This is a genomic window from Aquiflexum sp. TKW24L (genome assembly GCF_023502205.1).
Lineage (GTDB): Bacteria > Bacteroidota > Bacteroidia > Cytophagales > Cyclobacteriaceae > Cognataquiflexum.
The window spans coordinates 213,181-230,746 of record NZ_JAMFLG010000002.1 but is presented as its reverse complement, the minus strand read 5'-3'; the positions used below and the strand labels follow the sequence as shown (position 1 = coordinate 230,746).

At 40.9% G+C, this 17,566-nt stretch carries 18 protein-coding genes; 11 read left to right on the top strand and 7 right to left on the bottom strand.

Going from position 1 to position 17,566, the window contains the following annotated elements; genetic code table 11:
- Window positions 1–22 precede the first annotated feature (22 nt).
- From M3O96_RS02390 to katG, 3 genes are all read left to right on the top strand, one after another.
- Window positions 23–1,324: a TMF family protein gene (locus tag M3O96_RS02390; RefSeq protein WP_249718425.1), complete on the top strand. Its 1,302-nt coding sequence runs from the start codon at window positions 23–25 to the stop codon at window positions 1,322–1,324.
- A gap of 57 nt (window positions 1,325–1,381) precedes the next feature.
- Window positions 1,382–1,819, top strand: a complete 438-nt coding sequence (locus M3O96_RS02385) for a hypothetical protein (protein ID WP_249718423.1) — start codon at window positions 1,382–1,384, stop codon at window positions 1,817–1,819.
- A 379-nt stretch (window positions 1,820–2,198) separates the two neighbouring features.
- Entirely contained in the window at window positions 2,199–4,433 is a 2,235-nt protein-coding gene (gene katG / locus M3O96_RS02380) for a catalase/peroxidase HPI (RefSeq protein WP_502798895.1), read from the top strand.
- Window positions 4,434–4,647: 214 nt separating this feature from the next.
- Here the strand turns inward: katG and M3O96_RS02375 are convergent, their stop codons facing one another.
- A complete protein-coding gene (locus tag M3O96_RS02375; protein WP_249718419.1) occupies window positions 4,648–5,763 on the bottom strand; it encodes a peroxiredoxin family protein in 1,116 nt (371 codons plus the stop codon).
- A gap of 318 nt (window positions 5,764–6,081) precedes the next feature.
- Here M3O96_RS02375 and M3O96_RS02370 point away from each other — a divergent pair, with 318 nt between their 5' ends.
- From M3O96_RS02370 to M3O96_RS02355, 4 genes are all read left to right on the top strand, one after another.
- Entirely contained in the window at window positions 6,082–6,855 is a 774-nt protein-coding gene (locus M3O96_RS02370; protein ID WP_249718417.1) for a hypothetical protein, read from the top strand.
- A gap of 584 nt (window positions 6,856–7,439) precedes the next feature.
- Window positions 7,440–8,492: an NAD(P)-dependent alcohol dehydrogenase gene (locus M3O96_RS02365; RefSeq protein WP_249718415.1), complete on the top strand. Its 1,053-nt coding sequence runs from the start codon at window positions 7,440–7,442 to the stop codon at window positions 8,490–8,492.
- Window positions 8,493–8,723: 231 nt separating this feature from the next.
- Complete coding sequence (locus tag M3O96_RS02360) at window positions 8,724–9,119, top strand: PAS domain-containing protein (RefSeq protein ID WP_249718413.1); 396 nt, start codon at window positions 8,724–8,726, stop codon at window positions 9,117–9,119.
- Window positions 9,116–9,952 carry an MBL fold metallo-hydrolase gene (locus tag M3O96_RS02355; protein WP_249718411.1) on the top strand — a complete coding sequence of 279 codons (837 nt, stop codon included), beginning with the start codon at window positions 9,116–9,118 and terminating at the stop codon, window positions 9,950–9,952. The genes M3O96_RS02360 and M3O96_RS02355 overlap by 4 nt, the downstream gene beginning before the upstream one ends.
- A gap of 119 nt (window positions 9,953–10,071) precedes the next feature.
- On the opposite strand, the gene M3O96_RS02350 is transcribed toward M3O96_RS02355, so the two are convergent.
- Window positions 10,072–10,671, bottom strand: a complete 600-nt coding sequence (locus M3O96_RS02350; RefSeq protein ID WP_502798894.1) for a carboxypeptidase-like regulatory domain-containing protein — start codon at window positions 10,669–10,671, stop codon at window positions 10,072–10,074.
- Window positions 10,672–10,856: 185 nt separating this feature from the next.
- Between M3O96_RS02350 and M3O96_RS02345 the strand changes: the two genes are divergently transcribed.
- From M3O96_RS02345 to M3O96_RS02330, 4 genes are all read left to right on the top strand, one after another.
- Window positions 10,857–11,240 (top strand): ArsR/SmtB family transcription factor, encoded by a 384-nt coding sequence (locus M3O96_RS02345; protein WP_249718409.1) that lies wholly within the window; start codon window positions 10,857–10,859, stop codon window positions 11,238–11,240.
- A 10-nt stretch (window positions 11,241–11,250) separates the two neighbouring features.
- The gene (locus tag M3O96_RS02340; protein ID WP_249718407.1) at window positions 11,251–11,946 is read left to right on the top strand and encodes a YjjG family noncanonical pyrimidine nucleotidase; all 696 of its coding nucleotides are present in this window, start codon (window positions 11,251–11,253) and stop codon (window positions 11,944–11,946) included.
- A gap of 194 nt (window positions 11,947–12,140) precedes the next feature.
- The gene (gene pruA / locus M3O96_RS02335; RefSeq protein ID WP_249718405.1) at window positions 12,141–13,775 is read left to right on the top strand and encodes an L-glutamate gamma-semialdehyde dehydrogenase; all 1,635 of its coding nucleotides are present in this window, start codon (window positions 12,141–12,143) and stop codon (window positions 13,773–13,775) included.
- A 249-nt stretch (window positions 13,776–14,024) separates the two neighbouring features.
- Window positions 14,025–15,131 (top strand): DUF4221 family protein, encoded by a 1,107-nt coding sequence (locus M3O96_RS02330; RefSeq protein ID WP_249718403.1) that lies wholly within the window; start codon window positions 14,025–14,027, stop codon window positions 15,129–15,131.
- Between the two features lie 68 nt (window positions 15,132–15,199).
- On the opposite strand, the gene ftsY is transcribed toward M3O96_RS02330, so the two are convergent.
- From ftsY to M3O96_RS02305, 5 genes are all read right to left on the bottom strand, one after another.
- Complete coding sequence (ftsY, locus tag M3O96_RS02325) at window positions 15,200–16,159, bottom strand: signal recognition particle-docking protein FtsY (protein ID WP_249718401.1); 960 nt, start codon at window positions 16,157–16,159, stop codon at window positions 15,200–15,202.
- Between the two features lie 91 nt (window positions 16,160–16,250).
- The gene (locus tag M3O96_RS02320; RefSeq protein WP_249718399.1) at window positions 16,251–16,403 is read right to left on the bottom strand and encodes a DUF4295 domain-containing protein; all 153 of its coding nucleotides are present in this window, start codon (window positions 16,401–16,403) and stop codon (window positions 16,251–16,253) included.
- 44 nt (window positions 16,404–16,447) lie between these two features.
- Window positions 16,448–16,630, bottom strand: coding sequence for a 50S ribosomal protein L33 (rpmG, locus tag M3O96_RS02315; protein ID WP_113925165.1), 183 nt, complete (start codon window positions 16,628–16,630; stop codon window positions 16,448–16,450).
- A gap of 34 nt (window positions 16,631–16,664) precedes the next feature.
- Entirely contained in the window at window positions 16,665–16,907 is a 243-nt protein-coding gene (rpmB, locus tag M3O96_RS02310; protein ID WP_249718397.1) for a 50S ribosomal protein L28, read from the bottom strand.
- A 478-nt stretch (window positions 16,908–17,385) separates the two neighbouring features.
- Entirely contained in the window at window positions 17,386–17,544 is a 159-nt protein-coding gene (locus M3O96_RS02305; RefSeq protein WP_249718394.1) for a C1orf53 family protein, read from the bottom strand.
- Between the last annotated feature and the right edge of the window lie 22 nt (window positions 17,545–17,566).

The following is a 17,566-nucleotide window of genomic DNA, read 5'->3' as shown; positions in this document are numbered from 1 at the left end:
GCCAAGACTTAGCCCAAAAAATATGAAAACTGCTCTACTCCTGTTTCTATTAGCTTTTATACCTTTTTGGGCATATACCCAAAGCTCATGCGATCTTGATAAATACACATTGGTTTGGTCCAAGGCTACGGATTTTTATGAGAATAATGGATCGAATCAGGTAAACAAGCAACTGACTGCCAATTTCGATTCGAAAAAAATGCAACCAAGGATGGCCGTTGCTCTTGGCTGGCTTCAACGGAAAACACAAGGACTAACAGGGTCTAAAAGCGCAGTATCTTATCAGAATTTTATTCCCGGAAATTCTCACCCTGAGGCACTTTATACCAATGCGTGGTATCATGCTACCGGGAGATTGGGGTATTATTTTTTGAGAACGAGCAGTCATTATTTGGCCTGTGAAGACAATAAACCTATCGAAATCCCAGGTCCTGCCTGGATAGACATCCAGTTTAATTATTTCAATCAATTTGCAAAGCCTGTACAAAACACCGACAAAGAAGGGGTGATTGTTCCCGTGCTGATGGATGAACGAGCTGTCTTTTCGATTCCAGAGAAACATTCATCAAACGGCAGGATCGACTATTATGAGTTTCCGGGAGAAGTTCCTGATTATGTAGTCGATTATTCAAGGTGGTGGTTTTATCATGCCTTTGTAGTTAGAAACAGCGACAAGCCACTTTTCATACCAGTCACCCAGCGTGACTATTTGAATTATTACTTGGTTCAAATGGAGCAGTTTTATCTGGAATTCAAAAAGATACTTGGGCAAAGTTCTCCCGCAAACAATGTTCAGGATATTTTGGCGGAAAAAGATGAAAGAATTGCCGAAATCAAGCGGCTGACTGAGGAGGGAGCTTATGGCTATTCTAAAGAAAATCTGGCTAATCGACTTCAGAAGGCAGAGGAATTTTTTCAAACTAAACTCGAGGAAGAGAAAAGTAAAACTTCCAGCGATAATTCTGAAGCGGATAAGGAATATCAGGAAAGTGTGCGTCTGATTAAAGATTACCTTAATTCAGAACCGGAATCAATTCTATCCAAACCTATCAGTGAAATAGAAACCAATCCAACTCATGAAATCAGTTTAACTGCGTCTGTATTGGAGAAGCTTAAAGCTCCGAAACCAAAACGTGGATGGAGCAAAAACACCCAATTCGCCTTCATCAATCTGGAGTATTTTGACAAACCTTTAGCTCCTGATGTACCGCAGTTTATCATATTGGAGATTACCAATAATGAAAACCGGCACAAGCATCTCAATGAACTAGCATACCGATTGAGAAAGGATTGGGACTTTGCTGAGCTGCTGCAACTTTTTTGAAATCCCAACTCTCAGGCATTTCTGTTCCAACTTGAGTCAAAAGCTAAACCCCAAACGTTGAGTCAATCCTCGAAAAAGGATTTTTACTATAAAAACTCCACTTTTTTTATTCAGGATAAAAACGGAAACAAAACCAAGAAAACCTATTCCGAACTTACTGAAAATGAAAAATCCGAATTACGTGAACCGCCAACAGTTCCCATTAAAGCAAGTCCTTCTGCTGAGACTTTTTTGGGATGGAAGGATTTGAAGAAATTCGCTTTATGGCTAGGCGGATTAAATATTCCAAATACAAAATTGGATGGAATGAAAGCTACCCAAATTGTACATGTATTTTCGAGCAGAGTGCACGACAATGCCCGTTCAGAACGGTTTCCCCAACCCTATCAAGTCCATTTGTATACAGAGGCCGGATTTGAAAAAACTTTTGGACCGGATTCTGATTTCGTGACAAAACCATTGAGTGGGACAATAACTTTGAGATCAAAGGATTGAAAGACATTTTGCGCCTTTTTTCAATTTCATGATCAATTCATCTGAATACAACACTTTTTATTTTTGATTTGGCCAGTTTCATCTACTTAGTTGATTCAACTTTTTTTGTGCCATACCTTAGGATTTAAGCCTCAATCTAAATCATTGAAGAGATTTTTTTTCCAAGGAAAAACTTAAAAACAGGCTTGATTTGTTTCGGTAATAGGTTTTATAATATCATTGATTTTGTCTATAATCAATAGAAAATTGCGATCCTAGACTCGCTTTATTCTGTTGTATCTTTATACAATTAAATGATTCGTCTAAAATATAAATCCCAAATTATATGAGAAAATTAAGCTTGCTATTTTCCATTCTGATCAGTGCAACACTGACAGTAATGGCTCAGGAAACAAAACCTTCGGTCGATGCCTGGTCGGGGGCCACCAAGAAAAGTTCTAGTAACGCGATTGCAACCCAAAATGCGGAATGGTGGCCAAACCAGTTGAACCTAAGCATTCTTCGTCAAAATTCATCTTTGTCCACACCCATGGATCCAGACTTTGACTACATCAAAGCCTTCAATAGCCTGGACTATGAAGCGATCAAAAATGACATCCGTGCCGTTATGACTGAATCTCAGGACTGGTGGCCCGCAGACTATGGTCATTATGGAGGATTATTTATCCGCATGGCTTGGCACAGTGCCGGAACATACCGATCAGGAGATGGTCGGGGTGGTTCACGCTCCGGTCAGCAACGTTTTGCGCCGCTCAACAGTTGGCCAGACAATGGCAACCTTGATAAGGCAAGAAGGTTGATTTGGCCCATCAAACAAAAGTATGGCAACAAGATTTCATGGGCAGATCTGATGGTGCTTACAGGCAATGTAGCTTTGGAATCTATGGGCTTCGAAACTTACGGATTTGCGGGAGGCAGAGAAGATGTCTATGAACCGGAGCTTGATGTCTATTGGGGATCAGAAGGAAAATGGCTGGATGATAAAAATCGTTATTCAGGTGATCGCAAATTGGAAAACCCTTTGGCAGCCGTTCAGATGGGTCTTATCTATGTCAACCCTGAGGGACCAAAAGGCAACCCGGATCCGTTGCTTGCCGCACATGATATCCGCGAGACATTTGGAAGAATGGGAATGAATGATGAAGAGACAGTAGCTTTGATAGCGGGTGGGCATACATTGGGAAAAACCCACGGAGCAGGTCCCGCCGAAAATGTAGGTCCTGAACCTGAGGCAGCACCCATAGAAGATCAGGGATTTGGCTGGAAAAGTTCCTACAAATCCGGAAAAGGAGTTGATGCCATTACTTCGGGTGTGGAGGTAATCTGGACCGCTACGCCTGTGGAGTGGAGTCAGGGATATTTCAAGAGTTTATTTGAAAATGAGTGGGAACTGACCAAAAGCCCTGCAGGTGCATATCAGTGGGTAGCTAAAGATCCTAAGATACTGTTTCCTGATGCTTTTGATCCAAACAAAAAACACAAGCCTACCATGTTGACCACGGACCTTTCGATGAGAATGGATCCGATATATGAGATAATATCCCGAAGGTTTTATGAGAATCCCGACGAGTTTGACAAAGTATTTGCAAAAGCTTGGTTCAAACTGACTCATAGGGATATGGGACCAAACACAACCTATTTGGGACCTGAGGCTCCAAAAGAAGACCTGATCTGGCAAGATCCTATTCCTGCTGTAAACCACAAGTTGATCGGCGCTCAGGATATTGAGATCCTCAAAAAAGAGATTTCGAACTCAGGTTTATCAGTTTCTGAAATGGTTTCTACTGCCTGGGCTTCGGCTTCGACATACAGGGAATCGGATAGAAGGGGAGGCGCAAACGGTGCCAGAATCAGATTGGCTCCGCAGAGAACATGGGAAGTGAACAATCCTAAGCAACTTGATAAAGTATTGTCTGCTTTGGAAAAAATTCAGCAGAATTTCAATTCCAAATCTACAGACAAGAAGGTTTCACTTGCGGACCTTATTGTATTGGCAGGAAATACCGGCGTAGAAAAAGCCGCCGCCAATGCCGGACAAAAAATCAAGATTCCATTCACCCCTGGACGTATGGACGCACCTGCTGAGCAGACTGATATCGAATCTTTTGGGTTGCTAGAACCTATGGCCGATGGCTTCCGAAATTATTTGAAGATCCAATACACCATTTCAACAGAGGAATTATTGATAGACAAAGCGCAACTGTTGACCTTGACGGCCCCAGAGATGACGGTGTTGGTAGGAGGAATGCGTGCGATGAATGTCAACTATGATGGTTCTAAAAACGGGATTTTCACTGAAAAGAAGGACATGCTGACCAATGATTTCTTTGTAAATCTATTGGATATGAGTACTGAGTGGAAAGCTGCGGACGATACCAAAGAGAAGTTTGAAGGCAAGAACAGAAAAACCGGTGAATTAAAATATACAGGTACCCGGGTCGATCTGATTTTCGGTTCCCACTCTGAATTAAGAGCACTTGCAGAAGTGTATGCGCAGCAGGATTCAGAAGAAAAGTTTGTGAAGGACTTTGCGGCAGCATGGAATAAAGTGATGAATCTGGACAGGTTTGATATAGTGTATAAAAAACAATCTGACACTTTAGTTAAAAAGTAATGAAAAAAAAATCAGCCATTAGTGGCTGGTTTTTTTTGTTTTTTTGCCCAAGATTTATTGCTGAAATATAAATTCCCCTTTTGAAACCGATGAGTGAGTAAGCTGTTTTTTGGCCATTTGAATATTTGCTGAAAGCCATCTGTTTCGGTGATAATTTATTTTTGTAGAATCAGTTCGAATCAGAAAGATTTCTGAACAAATGGGAAAGGTCCGCTTAACTTCCCTTATTCAATTTCATAATCAATTCATCTGAATACCCCACTTCCACCTCTTCTATTTTGCCTGACTCATCGATCAGAAAAAAGGTGGGGTATCCGCTCACGCCGTATGCTTCTCCTACCGATTTGGCGTCGATGAGGACAGGAAATGGAACAGTCACTCTTGAAACGTATTTCTCCATTTTTTCCTTTGGATCTACGGGATTGACATACAAGGGCACCATGTCAGTTGCAAACTCAAAATCCGGTTTGCTGAATTCTTCCAATGCGATTTTGCACCAACCGCAATTGATCATTGAGAAGTCAAGCAAAACCTTTTTGCCTCTGAAATCTGAAAGTTTGACCGTATTCCCTTCAAGGTCTTTGAGTTCAAAATCAGGAGCAATTTCACCTTTTGCGAGTATTTTGGGGGATTCTTTGTCGGTTTGTCCGTCGATTTTTGACAGGTAGCCCTTGGGTGGATGGATACTCAAAGAGTCTTTAATTTCGGAGAATTCATATTCCTCAAAAACATTTTCAATCAATTGGCTTCTTTTTCCATCGTGGTATAACCTCCGTGAAACCAAATTCACCGTAAGATTGGCGGGATTGATAAACATGTGGTTTTCAAGGTAAATCTTCTTTTCGCTGATCACGGTATCCATTTGGACCCAATAGAAGTTCAAGTGGTTTTTTCCATTGATGGCCGTGTCCTGTTTATAAATCCATAGTGACTTTTTGAAAAGATTTACGGCAGAAAAATCCAAATACATATTTTCACTTGCCAGATTTATAAATACCATTTTGTTTTCTTCCGATTGAACTGTAACCGTACTGTCCTTGTGGTTGATGGAAGACAATACATCATTCAGATAGGATAATTCTGAATCTTTATTTGTGCCAATGTAATTGTATTCAAAGTATTTATTCGGATGTTTTTGAAGCCTCAGTTGATAAAAAAATGTATCGACTTCTCCTAATGAAGGATTTTCCCACAGCATCACCTGCTTAAAACTGACTTGCTCTGCAGCATAGAATTTTTCTTTGGCCGCCTGAAAAACCTCTTCAGGAGTTTTTTCTTTGGCACATCCAAATATCGCAAGAGCCAAAAATAGAATAAGGTAATTCTTCATTTTACCAAGGGTTTGTTGTTACTAAAATCCAAAGTAATAAAAAAATTAGTTTGAAAAATAAAAATTTCAAATGCAAAGGTTCTTATACTTGAATGTTTGAAAATTGTAATCTTTGCTTTGAAAAAAGTTAAAAATACCTTCTTTGATTTGGTAATATTGTATTTGCTAAGAAAAGCATCCATAATCAGGCTTATGACGGAATATTTCCAAGATATTAGAGAGGAATCATCGCCAAACCAACGGGAAGGGCACTTTTTGATTTTTGACTGCCTCCACAAATTTCACCAAATATCTTTTGGTTGCAAAAAGTCAACTAGGATGATTGGCGTGACCCTTTTTGCATTTTTTTTCTCCATAAGTCCTGGTGTTTTTGCGCAGGATAACTCTGGAAAAGGTCCGAATTACTTCCGAGGCAATATCAGCGTGACCAACAATGGACTTTCGCTAATCCCGGCTTTTTCCTTGGGAAGACCTGCGGCAATATTTGAACTTTCTATGGGCGGTGAAAGGCTGAGTTTCGATCCCGAACTGCGTTTTGCATTGGATGGGAAGCCTTGGTCTTTCATTTTTTGGTGGCGGTATAAAGTCGTCAAATCTGATAAATTCACGCTGCATGTCGGTGCACATCCGGCTTTTATTTTTACGACTACCATGGAGCCCGATGCCAATGGTCAGATGGTGGAAAAAACAGAAGTTCAGCGGTTTTTTGCAGCAGAAATCTCACCCACCTACACCATCAGTCCAAAGACAAAATTGAGTTTCCTCTACCTTGCCGGTAGAAGTTTGGGTAAAGTCCCCTATGCTCTCAACCAATTTGTGGCCTTGGGTCCGTCATTTACAGATATTTCTTTATCGGAGAAAATATTCTTCAATGCCCGGCCAAATGTCTTCTACCTGAAGATGAATGAAAAAGACGGGTATTTTGCAAGTTCCTCTTTGGTCATTGGTAGAAAAGATTTCCCGATTTCTCTTGGAGGCATTGTCAGCAAAACGATTGTGTCAGAAATCGAGGTGGATAACTGGATCTGGAACATCAGTCTGATCTATTCCTTCAACAATGAATTTGTCAAAAGAGCAAATCCGATACTTTAAAAAGATATTAATGGATACTGGATATTAATTGATATTGGTTTAGTAGAAATAAAGTAGAAATACATTTGATATATGGTAGAAATAGTGTCCAGAAATCAAGCCCCAATTCTGACAATCAGGCCTGATGCTTAAAAATTATATCGCCGAAGGCATATATCAAAGTATATCGCGCAGCATATATCTTTTCAATATCGTCGCAGGCATATATCCATTTATATCGCGCAGCTTATATCTTTTCAATATTGAAATAAAGTAGAAATATGGTTGAAATGTTACGGTTTAGATATTAGTGGATATTGGATGCTAATTAAAATTGGATAAGTAGAAATATAGTTGGTATATTGTAGAAATAGGTTGCAGAGATCAAGCCCCAATTATGTCATTTAGGCTTGATGCTTAAAAAATATATCGCCGTAGGCATATATCAAAGTATATCGCGAAGCATATATCCTTTAAATATCGCCGTAGGCATATATCCATTTATATCGCGAAGCATATATCCTTTAAATATCGCGAAGCTTATATCCTTTTAAATATCGCAAAGCTTATATCTTTTCAGTTTAAAAAATCAAATAGAAATAGTCATGGAAACAACGATTGTAAAAGCCTATGGGGCGGCGGCTTCAGATGCAGATTTGAACCAGATGGATATCCAACGTCGAGTAGTGACGGCCAAAGATGTAGAAATTGAAATTCTCTATTGTGGTGTTTGCCATTCAGATCTACACACTGCCAGAAATGACTGGGGTGGGACGGTCTATCCGGCTGTCCCCGGACACGAAATCGTCGGAAAGGTGACTAAAGTAGGTAGCGAAGTAAAGAGATTCAAAGTGGGTGAGTTGGTAGGTGTTGGCTGTTTGGTGGATAGCTGCCGGACATGCGACAGTTGCAAAAAGGACTTGGAGCAATATTGTTTGACTGGATTTACCGGTACGTATAACGGTAAAGAAAAATATTTGGGTACGCAGACTTTTGGGGGATATTCCGAGAAAATCGTAGTAGACGACCACTTTGTACTGAAGGTTCCCGGCAACCTTGACGCAGCAGGAGTTGCGCCTTTGCTCTGTGCAGGGATTACTACTTGGTCTCCTTTGAAACATTGGGGAGTAAAAAAAGGAAGCAAAGTAGCTGTCGTCGGATTGGGTGGTTTGGGCCATATGGCCATCAAATTGGCAAAGGGATTGGGAGCTTCAGTTACATTATTTTCCAGGTCTGAGGGCAAAACCGAGGATGCAAAGAAATTGGGAGCAGATGCAGTTGTGATCTCCACTGATCCCGGACAGATGAAATCAGTCAGGGGCAAATTCGACCTGATCATTGATACTGTACCTTATGTACATGATGTCAATCCTTATGTCGGCACCTTGACCATCAACGGAACATTGGTCTTGGTTGGGTATCTAGGCGAATTGGATCCCATGCTCAATTCTGTGCCCATGATAATGGGGAGAAAATCCGTGTCTGGCTCTCTCATCGGAGGGATTGCCGAAACTCAGGAAATGCTTGACTTCTGTGGAAAACACAACATCGTTTCGGATATTGAAATCATCAAGATGCAGGATATCAACCAAGCTTATGAAAGGATGATCAAAAGCGATGTCAAATACCGATTTGTCATCGATATGGCATCTCTTTGATGTTGATCTACACTGATAGAGAGGAGATTAGATCTTTGAGAGCTTTTTATAAACCCCAAAAGTTCGATTAAGGGCGGGGGAAAATTGCCTAAATGGGAATTGGAAAAGGTTATTTGAATTCTGACTTTGTATTCATCCTTTTGGAGCGTAGGGTCTGCGTTTTTGATTCATAAAAAGCATATCCTTTTTCTGAAAGGAATGATTATATTTATGTAAGTCAATCCAACCCATATGGCCACTTACGACATAGAAATTATCCTCAACCGGCAACTAGCAGATTGTCTCTCCATTCCGGTTTTTATTACAGACACGGAGGGTAACCTGATTTTCTACAATGAGCCTGCTGAAAGCATCCTTGGATCCCGTTTTGGAGAAACAGGCGAAATGCCCGTTGCAGTTTGGGGTACCGTTTTCAAACCCTTGGACGAAAAAGGAAAACCTTTGCCACCTGAGGGATTGCCGTTGGTAAAAACCCTAGGAGACCATCTTCCCCATCATAAGGTGTTTTGGATAGAAAGTCTCAAAGGTAAGATTGAAAAGATTTCTGTTACCTCTTACCCGATCATAGGTAGGATGGGTAAATTTCTTGGTGGCGTCGCAATTTTTTGGGAAAGTAAGGATATATGAAAGTTTCTATCCAAGGAGTAAGGGGCTCCATTCCAACCTCAGGTTCTGAGACCGCATATTTTGGGGGAAATACATCCTGCGTCACAGTCATGGAAGAAGAGTGGATGATCATTCTTGATGCCGGTTCAGGATTGCAGAAGGTAAAACTTCCTGATCCATCAACCAAACGGGTGGATATTTTATTGACACACTTTCACATGGATCATATCCAGGGACTTGGATTTTTCAGCCCCTTATTTGACCCTGACAAGGAAGTTCATATCTGGGCACCTTCCAGCCTTACCCAAGGTCTGCTTTCGAGGCTTAACAAATTTCTTTCTCCGCCACTTTTTCCGGTTTTGATGCGTGACCTTCCATGTAAACTTGTTCTCCATGATATATCCAACAGCAGTTTTGAAATAGGCCCTTTCAGTTTAAATTCTGAATTTGTTATCCATCCCGGGGCGACAGTGGGATTTAGGATCAAAGGGAAAAGCGGTGTTTTTGCATTTATTCCCGACCATGAACCAGCCCTTGGCCTTAAGGGAATGATTCCTGACAAAAAGTGGGTTTCGGGCTATGAACTCATCGAAAAAGCAGATTTATTGGTACACGATGGACAATTTACCATTGATGAATACGTCAAGAAAATAGGGTGGGGACATTCCAGTATGGAGGACACCATCCAATTGGCTGAATTTGCAGGAGTTAAAAAATTATTGATGACCCATCATGATCCTGCACACACTGACAGCAAGCTCCAAGAAATGTTCACTGAACTAAAATCAAAAAATACTGGAAATCTTGATTTTGGATTTGCAGTCGAAGGAATGGAAATTGAAGTGGGCTATTAAATTTAAGTCGCTGCAAGTTCAACTGCTACCTAAAGACTATATACCACCGAAAAGATTTGGATACAGATTTTGTTTTCAATGCCTTCAGTTGAAACCTGAATTCAAAACTGAGTATTGTTTTAATCCTTTTTCTTTAAATCACCCCTTTTGATGGATTGGATAAATTTGGACCAAGCAAAAGGATCCATCAATGTAAACGGTCTAGGTCCATATCGGTCCTGAATTTGCATGATTTGTCCCTGTTGGAAATACCTCATGTTTTCATTTCCTGAAGCCGGCATCGCTTCTGCATATCTCAGAAGGGTTTCAGAGCTTAGGTTACCACTTCTGTCTATGGTCATCGGAGCTTCATAATTCATCGCAAGGACCTGCCTCTTAAATTCATCTTCTGTTGGATAAGGCATGACTTCGATCTCCGCCAAAGCTATCTCATCGACCTGCATGGTGAGAATCAAGCTGATCTTGTCGTCATCCACCTTCTCGGGAACTTTGAAAGACTGCTTTCTCAAACCAATAAAACTAAATATCACACTGTCACCTTCCAATACTGGCATAGAAAAATAGCCGTACCTTCCTGAACTTGTTCCCCGACCTTTTTTTGGAACATAGACATTGACTCCCGGAACGGCATCAGTACTATCAGCATTGAGGATAATACCTGAAAGCTGGATTACTTTTCTTTCTCTATCTTGGGCAAAACTGTCCTTAATCCCTATAATAAAAAGGGTGAAAAAAAGGAAAACAGCTATCGGGTGTACTTTAAATTTCAAGGTAATACGGTTTATCTTATTGATCAGCTGAACCGAATTCAGTCTAATTAGGTTTTCTAATTTCGCTATAATATTAGCCTATTTTGGTTTCATTTGCTTAATTTCAACCGGGTTTTATTCGTTAATTTTACTAAATGCGACTTAAAAATATTAGCTTAAGTTATGGAATGAGGATTTTCAAGGCACTCTCCGAGGAGCCCAGGGTCCGAATTCTACATCTTTTATTGCAAAACAAGGAGCTTTCGATTTCAGATTTAGAGCATATTCTTGACTTTACCCAGACCAAAACCAGCCGGCATCTGATCTACCTCAAAAACTCCGGTTTGTTAGGTAGCAAAAGAGTGGACCAATGGATTTTTTACTATATCTTGGACGAAGCCCAAGAAATCATCCAACAGATTTTTAAGTTTATTCAAAAGGACCCCAATTTCAAAAGGGACCAGGATCTTTACAACATCCTGCTTACCAATCGTGAATTGGCCATTAATAAGATCGAAAATAATCCCTACCGCAAATAGCCTTTCGCAATTGAAAAAGTACCGCCATATTTTCTTTGACTTGGACCATACACTTTGGGATTATGATACCAATGTGCAGGAATCACTTTCTGAGCTGTTTGACATTTATCAATTAATCAACGTCGGCATTCCAGATTTTCAGACTTTCATCGATGCCTTTTATCAGGTCAATTTCAAGCTTTGGGCATTGTATGACTTGGGCAAAATTGACAAACGCAGCCTAAGGGAAACGCGGTTCAAGCTTATCTTTGAAAAAGCAGGTGTTTTGGCTAGGAATGTCCCTAAGGAATTGGAGGATGATTTTATGCAAAGGACTTCTTCCAAACCCCATTTGCTTCCCTATTCCAAAGAGATTTTGGATTATTTGAGTCCAAATTATAAAATGCATATCATCACCAATGGCTTCAATGAAAGTCAGGCCAATAAAATGCATTCTTCGGGTTTGACTCCATATTTTGATCTGGTGGTGACTTCGGAGACAACCGGTCACAAAAAGCCTGACCCAAGGATCTTCCAATATGCGATGGATAAATTGTCGGTGAAGTCAGCCGATTGCATCATGATCGGCGATAATCCCAATTCGGATATCCTTGGGGCCATCCGTTCTAATATTGATCAGATCTATTTTGATCCCCACGAAAAAGGCATCGAGCATCAGCCGACGCATACTATTCGGCATTTGAAGGAATTGGAAGAGCTTTTATAGAAGCGAGAAGCGAGAACCGGAGAAAAAAATCAAGAATCACGTAATATGATGCTTCTCATCAACCTGAGAACTCGGCAACGCGAAGCTGATAACAATTACAACAAATACAACAATTACAACTTTTGAAATTCGGCAGGTTTTCAGGATGGTAGTTCCTATCTTTGCCCCTTCAGAAATTATAAACTCAAATTGATATGCTCAAAGGTTTTTTTAATGTTCCCAAGCCAGTCAACGAACCGGTAAAAAGTTATGCTCCGGGTTCTCCCGAAAGGATCGAACTGCAGCAGACCCTGAAGGAATTCAGGTCGCAGCTTGTAGATGTGCCCATGTATATTGGTGGTGAGGAAGTGAGGACAGGAGTTAAAAAATCCATGTCTCCTCCCCATGACCACAAGCACCTATTGGGATTCTTCCATGAGGGAGATGCATCCCATGTGGAGCAGGCAATCAATGCTGCTTTGGGAGCAAAAGAAGCTTGGGAAAATATGGAATGGGAACAAAGAGCAGCGATTTTTCTCAAAGCCGCCGACCTTTTGGCAGGTCCATACCGTGCCAAAATCAATGCTGCGACCATGCTCGGCCAATCCAAAAATGCCTACCAAGCGGAAATCGATGCGGCCTGCGAATTCATAGATTTCCTGCGGTTCAATGTACAATACATGTCTGAAATCTATGCACAACAGCCTCCTGTTTCAGGTCCCGGTGTTTGGAATAGATTGGAGCAAAGACCGCTTGAGGGTTTCGTTTTTGCTTTGACCCCATTTAATTTTACAGCCATAGCAGGAAATCTTCCTACCGCTCCGGCCATGATGGGAAATACTGTCGTATGGAAACCAGCTTACACGCAGATTTACTCTGCCAATGTTTTGATGCAGGTTTTCAGGGAAGCAGGGGTGCCAGATGGCGTGATCAATTTGGTTTTTGTAGACGGCCCGACAGCCGGTAAAATCATTTTCCAACATCCTGATTTTGCAGGAATCCACTTTACAGGTTCTACCGGAGTTTTCCAACATATCTGGAAAACCGTCGGAGAAAATATAGTTAAGTACAAATCATATCCGAGAATTGTGGGAGAAACAGGTGGAAAAGACTTTGTCTTGGCCCATAAGTCAGCCCATGCCAAAGCTGTTGCAGTCGGACTTTCGAGGGGAGCTTTTGAATATCAGGGCCAAAAATGCTCTGCTGCTTCACGTGCCTACATTCCTTCCAATCTCTGGCCGGATGTAAAAAAATACCTATTGGAGGATTTGGCTACTATGAAAATGGGGCCAACCGAAGACTTTACAAACTTCGTCAATGCAGTGATCGACGAGAAGTCTTTTGACAAAATCTCCAAATACATCGACAATGCCAAAAATGCCGAAGGTGTAGAAATCATCGCCGGAGGGCACCATGACAAATCCAAGGGTTACTTTATCCAGCCGACTGTCATCCTAACTAAAGACCCGATGTACACGACCATGTGCGAAGAGATTTTCGGCCCCGTGTTGACCATCTATGTCTACCATGAGGAGCACTTTGAGGAAGCTTTGGAATTGGTCGATCAGACTTCGCCTTATGCTTTGACAGGAGCGGTATTCTCCCAAGATAGGTATGCGATCGAGTTGGCAACAAAAAAACTGAGAAATGCAGCAGGTAACTTCTATATTAATGACAAGCCGACAGGTGCGGTCGTTGGCCAACAGCCTTTTGGCGGGGCAAGGGCCTCCGGCACCAATGACAAAGCCGGTTCTATGATCAATTTACTCAGATGGGTTTCTCCAAGGACCATCAAGGAAACGTTTGTCTCCCCGGTAGACTATAGGTATCCGTTTTTGGAAAAAGATTGAGAGGAGAAGCGAGAGGCGAGAAGCGAGAAAAAAGAGACGAGACAGGGAAAAGGCCACCGGAGTATTTAAACTTCGGTGGTTTTTTTCGTTTTAAAATTTAAATCGTAAAGTTATTAAAAGGTCATGGCAGGAAACCAGAATGTCCATCTTCCGACTTCCGTCTTCCAACCCGTTTGTAAAAGAATATTGGCCTACCGGCAAATTTGCGGATAACCATATTAATTTTGCTTCAAAGATAAAAATTAAGGTATGGGTAAGTATTTCTTCTTTCTTTTGGCGGTTGTTTTTTCATGTAATTCCAAGGAATCCAAATCTCCCGAATTCATATCCGGAGAGTTGAGCGAATTCATTTCCGATACCCTTTACTTCGAGAAGGATGAGTTTACAAAAAATCTTCCTGCCAAATTCGCTTACCTTGAACAGAATGACAGCATTTTCCTATATGCATGGACTAATAAGAGGCTTTTAAAATACGGTTACCCATCTGGACAATTGCTTTCAAGTACCAATTTTTTTGTAGAGGGTCCTGATGGAATTGGATCTTCTATTTGGGGAAGCCTGATTACTGAAGATGGGTTGTTTTTTATATCAGGTCAGAAAGAGATTGTCCATACTGGTTTTGAAGGAAAAGTGCTCAGCAGGTTTCCATTCCCTTCTGTGCCGGAGGAAAGGTTGGCGGCTAATTTTTCTGCAATGAATGGCAATGACATGACCTATGATGCAGCGACCAAGATCTTGTTTTTGGCTGATGTTCCTTTCGTACTCAAAGAACCCAATATGAATTACCGGGATTGGTTATGGAAATTGGACACCCGTTCGGGAAATTTTGAATCTGTAGGCTTCAACTATCCCGAAAAATACAGGGAACATTATGATGATCCTGAACTTGGGGTTTTTGCCCATTCCTATCTCAATGACCGCGATCTTTTTGTGGTCAATTTTCCAGCAAATGATTCCTTATTGATTTTGGATTCGGATAAAAATTATTGGGTGGATGGCCGAAGTTCCAGAACTTTGACTTTTGAAAAAGGCAAAACCGAACCTAGGGGAGAGTGGACAGTTTTTAATCCTAGCATGAAGACAAGTAGATACAAATTCACCCAATACGATCCTTATCGGAAGAGGTTGTTGAGGTATGTAAATATTCAAACAAAGGAATCAGAAATAGAAACTTACACCAACGAAAGCAGCTTCATTGTATTGGATCAAGAATTCAGGAAAGTTGCGGAATTATTTTTTGACAATAGAAAAATATCGCCATCCGGTTTTGCTACGCCAAATGGGTTTTATCTAAAATTGGCAGATCAGGAAAGTGATGATAGGGAAGGGTATTTGAAGATTGATTTAGACCTTTGAGGTTTTCGATAACCTTGAAGGTTGGGATTGAATGAATAAAACCTTCGAGGTCCCAAAGACCTCAAAGGTTAGGAGTTCTTCTTAAACAGCGAATCCACAAATTCCTTTCTGTTGAAAACCTGCAGGTCAGTCATTTTTTCACCTACTCCAATGTACTTGACAGGGATTTTAAATTGGTCTGAGATTCCGATAACGACGCCTCCTTTGGCTGTTCCGTCGAGTTTGGTGATGGCAAGTGCCGTGATGTCTGTTGCTTTGGTAAATTCCTGCGCTTGGATAAATGCATTCTGACCCGTAGATCCATCCAATACAAGCAACACTTCATGCGGTGCATCGTCAATGAACTTTTGCATGACCCTTTTGATTTTGGTCAGCTCGTTCATCAGGTTGACTTTTGTATGCAATCTTCCGGCGGTATCTATAATCACGACATCTGCATTGGTATCCACTCCCTGTTTTACTGCGTCAAATGCCACGGAAGCAGGATCTGTGTTCATGCCATGGGAAACGATCGGCACATCGGCCCTCTTGGCCCAAAGGATCAATTGATCCACTGCTGCCGCTCTGAAAGTATCTGCGGCACCAAGGACTACGGATTTTCCTGCTTGTTTGAATTGGTAGGCGAGTTTGCCGATAGTGGTTGTTTTTCCCACACCGTTGACGCCGACTACCATGATGACATATGGTTTTTTGTCTGCAGGCAGGTCAAAGTCCGACAGGTCGGTGCTTTGATTTTCTTCGAGCAAACCCATGATTTCTTCCCTCAGGATAACATCTAGTTCTGCCGTATTGAGGTATTTGTCTTTGGAAACCCGTTCTTCGATTCTTCTGATGACCTTGATGGTAGTATCGACACCCACATCTGAGGTGATGAGGATCTCCTCCAACTCATCCAACACTTTCTCATCTACTTTGGATTTGCCAACAACGGCTTTGCTTAACCTTGAAAAAATGTTTTCGCTGGATTTTTGTAAACCTTGGTCAAGGCTTTCTTTTTTTTCCTTCGAAAAGAAACCGAAAATTCCCATAGCTTGTGATTTTTAAAGTCCGAATATAACAAAAAAGTCCCTTCAAAGACTTTGCCTGAAGGGACTTTCGATTGCAAAAAATGCAATGAAATTATTTTTTCAAGGTATCCTGAACCGAAGTTGTCGGTACCATTTCCTCTTTGAAGGTATAAGAGCCGGTTTTTTCAGATTTGATTGCTCTGATTACTTTGGCGTATGTTACTCCACCTTCTTTTTTCAGGGTTGCTACTACTTTCTTAGCCATATTTTTAAGGTTTATATTGTTGCCTCAGCAACCTAGTTCCTAAATTATTTAATTTCTTTGTGAACCGTCATTTTCTTCAAGATAGGATTGAATTTCTTCAATTCAAGTCTCGTAGTCGTATTCTTACGGTTTTTGGTAGTGATGTATCTTGAAGTACCTGGAAGGCCGGTAGCCTTGTGCTCGGTGCACTCCATGATCACTTGTACTCTGTTACCTTTCTTAGCCATCGCTGTATATATTTATATGGTAAACCTGATCTGATTATTTAATGATAACGTATCCTTTTGCTTGGGCTTCTTTCAACACAGGAGTGATTCCTTTTTTGTTGATGGTTCTCAAAGCTTTGGTACAAACCTTCAAAGTGATCCAAGCATCTTCCTCAGGGATGTAGAAGCTTTTCTTGTGCAAATTTGGATAAAATTTACGCTTGGTCTTGTTGTTCGCATGCGATACATTATTACCTACTTGAGGTCTCTTGCCGGTAATGTCACAAACTTTTGCCATGATATATGATCGTAATTGTATTGACGTTTTTTCAATTGAGTTTGCAAATATCGGACTTTTACCTGAATTACCAATACTAGGTTCCAAAAATATTCATTAAAGTTTTGCCTTTATTGAAAGAAGCAAGTGGTCAGTAGGCAGTCGCAGGATTCAGTGGATTGGTGATAGGAATTGATTTTAAAGTTACGAATAAAAATACCAAAATAGATAATCAGACAACCTACCCACTATCAGCAGGTTCGAAATTGACAACAATTAAAACAATTACAGCCACTACAGCCTAACTAACCAATAGTAGGCAGTCTCAGTTTCCAGTGGATTGCTCAAAAGAATTAATCTTAAAGCCAAGTATGAAGATGCTAGACCCTATAATTCGAAAACCTACCCACAATCAGCAAGTCCGAAGATTCCAACAATTAAAACAATTACAACCACTACAACCTAACTAACCAATTAACCAATTAACCAAATAACCCAATCACTTCTCCCCATACGGACAATGCTTGCAGCCACTGCCACAGCAATAGCCTCTTCTCAGGTGGTATTGTGCTGTAAAAACCATCAATCCTTTTTCATTGGTATAATAATCCCCGGGAATCAGCTTCAAGGGTGTTATAGGCTTCTTTTTTGAGTTCATTCTGTAATCCTAAAGGCTTTTG